General features: G+C 32.4%; 3 protein-coding genes. 2 read left to right on the top strand and 1 reads right to left on the bottom strand.

The window, feature by feature from the left end; translation table 11 throughout:
* Window positions 1-293 (top strand): hypothetical protein (locus tag Q0370_RS03770; protein WP_299572311.1); only part of this gene is annotated, 293 nt, incomplete at its 5' end.
* 80 nt (window positions 294-373) lie between these two features.
* Here Q0370_RS03770 and Q0370_RS03765 read toward each other — a convergent pair.
* Window positions 374-1849: a carbon starvation protein A gene (locus tag Q0370_RS03765; protein ID WP_299572309.1), complete on the bottom strand. Its 1476-nt coding sequence runs from the start codon at window positions 1847-1849 to the stop codon at window positions 374-376.
* A gap of 319 nt (window positions 1850-2168) precedes the next feature.
* Between Q0370_RS03765 and Q0370_RS03760 the strand changes: the two genes are divergently transcribed.
* Window positions 2169-2834 (top strand): N-acetylmuramoyl-L-alanine amidase, encoded by a 666-nt coding sequence (locus Q0370_RS03760; protein ID WP_299572313.1) that lies wholly within the window; start codon window positions 2169-2171, stop codon window positions 2832-2834.
* Window positions 2835-2865 lie beyond the last annotated feature (31 nt).

Genomic DNA, 2865 nt, shown 5'->3' with positions numbered 1-2865 from the left:
ATTTAAATAATAAAAATAATAATTTGATAGATTTAGTAGATGAAGTAGCAAAAAATCAATACAATGGACTTTTGAATGCTGGGCATACAAGAGATAACCTTGAAATGAGAAATATTATAATAAATGGATATAAAGGTAAACAGGTAAAAGTTAAAAGAATTTCTGGAAAGAGATGGATAAGTAACTATATTGGATATAATGGAAAGATTTATTTAATAAGTGTTGAAGGTTCACCTCAAAATGTAAATGAAATGCAAAAAAATGTTGAAAGAAGCTGGAATCCCTTGAAATAATAGAGAATATAAAAAACAGTCAAGCAAAGAATTCTGAATAAAACCTTGTTTGACTGTATTTTTTTGTTTATTTAATTATTTTATTTTGCAATGTGTAAATGTCCAGCGTGATGAGATTTTCCATGCAAATGATGTTTATAGTTAAATAATAATGCTGTACAGATGATTGTAACTATGCTTGCAATTAAAATACCATAAAATTCAATAGTGTGAACAGGCACATTCTTGAAAAATCTTACAAATCCTTCTGGAGCGATTATTATGTAAGTTGTAACAACCATTGTCATAAACATTGAAGGAATTAATGCGAATAAGAAAGGTTTTTCTTTCTTAACAAGCCATACTGTCGCAGTCCATAATGAAACTGCCGCCAAAGTTTGATTTGCCCATGCGAAGTATCTCCAGATAATGTTAAAATCAATAGTTGTTAAATAAATACCAACAACAAATAAAGGTATTGCGATTAAAAATCTATTTTTTATTGGGGACTGTTTGATTTTGAAAATATCAGCAATGATTAATCTTGAACCTCTGAAGGCAGTATCTCCTGACGTAATTGGGCAGGCAACAACACCAAGCACAGCCAAAAATGCTCCAAATACACCAAGTAATTGAACAGATGCCTTATTTACAACAACTGCAGGAGTTCCGGCAGCGGCAAGTTCTTTAATTCCGCCAAATACTGTCATTGCAGCGGCAGCCCAAACTAATGCAACAACACCTTCTGCAATCATTGCACCATAAAATACTTTTCTTCCTTCAGTCTCATTTTTTATACAACGTGCAACCATTGGAGACTGAGTAGCATGGAAACCACTTACAGCACCGCAGGCAATTGAGATAAATAAGTAAGGGAACATTGATACTCCTTTAGGATGTGGATTTCCTTTAAAAATTTCAGTAATTTCAGGAATTGCAAAAGCACCTGTAAATTGTCCATAAATTAACATTCCTCCAATACCAATCGCCATAAACAGCAATGCAAAACCAAATATTGGATAAATTTTGGCAATAATTTTATCAAGTGGAAGGATTGTAGCCAAGATATAATAAGCAATGATAACGATTGTAAAAGTCATGGCACTCACACCTGGAATCAGATTGTGAAGGATATCAGCAGGTGATTTTATAAACACTACTCCAACTAAAAGAAGTAAAACAATTGAGAAAACTCTCATAATCTGCTGCATCACAACACCTAAATTTTGTCCCACAAGTTCACCAATACTGCTTCCCTTATCCCTAAGTGAAAGCATACCAATCAAGAAATCATGAACAGCTCCTCCAAAAATACATCCAAATACAATCCATAAAAATGCGGCTGGACCCCATAAAGCACCTGCAATAGCTCCAAAGATTGGACCTGTTCCAGCAATATTCAGAAACTGAATCAAAAACGCTTTTGGAGTGCTAACTTCTACATAGTCTACACCATCGTAATATTCGATTGAAGGTGGCATTCTGTCAGGTTCTATTCCGAAAACTTTTTCTACAAATTTACTGTAAAATGCATAACCTAAAATAAGTGCGACAATCGCCAAAATAAAAGAAATCATAATAAAAACCTCCTACAATTTTAAATATTCATTTATTTATTATATAAAAATTTTTAAAATCATTCTACTAATATGATAGCCTGATTTTGCAAAAAAACAAGTGTATTTTTTAAAAAATTAACATAAATTTAAAAAAAGTTATTGTCAATTTTATTGTTATGTGGTAGACTAAAATGATGGGGAACTTTAAAAGTAAAATTAAAAAGGAGAGTTAGAGGTTAGACATAAATATACTGATATTTTAGATTTCAAATTTTAGGAGGAAAAAATAATGAAAAAAGGAATAAAAAAAATATTGTGTTTGGCAATAACAGGATTGATGATGGCATTTCCATTGAATGCGGCTGAAAAAAGCAATGAGTTAATCTGTATCGATCCAGGGCATCAGCTTAAGGGAAATTCAGGACTTGAAGAAATTGGGCCTGGTTCAACTAAGAAAAAGCCCAAAGTATCATCTGGAACAAGAGGAGTGGCAACCAAAAAATATGAATACGAGCTTACACTTGAAGTTGGGCTAAAATTAAGAGATGCGTTGCAAAATAAAGGGTATAAAGTGTTCATGGTACGAGAGACTCATGATGTCAACATTAGTAATAAAGAACGTGCAATCAAAACAAATAACGCAGGATGTTCATTATACATAAGACTTCATGCTGACGGAATTAATAATTCCTCAACACAAGGAGCTTCGGTACTAACATCTTCATCAAAAAATCCGTACACAAAAAGTGTTCAAAAATCAAGCGACAAATTCTCACGTGACATATTATCAGAATATGTAAAGGCAACAGGGGCTAAAAATCGTGGAGTTTCATACAGAGATGACTTGACAGGAACAAACTGGTCAAAAGTTACAAACACCTTGATTGAATTTGGATTTATGTCAAATCCAGAAGAAGATAGAAAAATGTCAACACCAGAATATCAGGAAAAGATGGTAACAGGAATGGTAAACGGTATTGAAAAATATTTAAGAGAAAAATAATTTAAAATTTTAAATAAAGTGCTTTGAAGAA

The sequence above is a fragment of the uncultured Leptotrichia sp. genome (genome assembly GCF_938036635.1).
Taxonomy (GTDB): domain Bacteria; phylum Fusobacteriota; class Fusobacteriia; order Fusobacteriales; family Leptotrichiaceae; genus Leptotrichia; species Leptotrichia hongkongensis.
The sequence above is the reverse complement of the archived record's forward strand: the minus strand, read 5'-3'. Positions and strand labels throughout refer to the sequence as shown.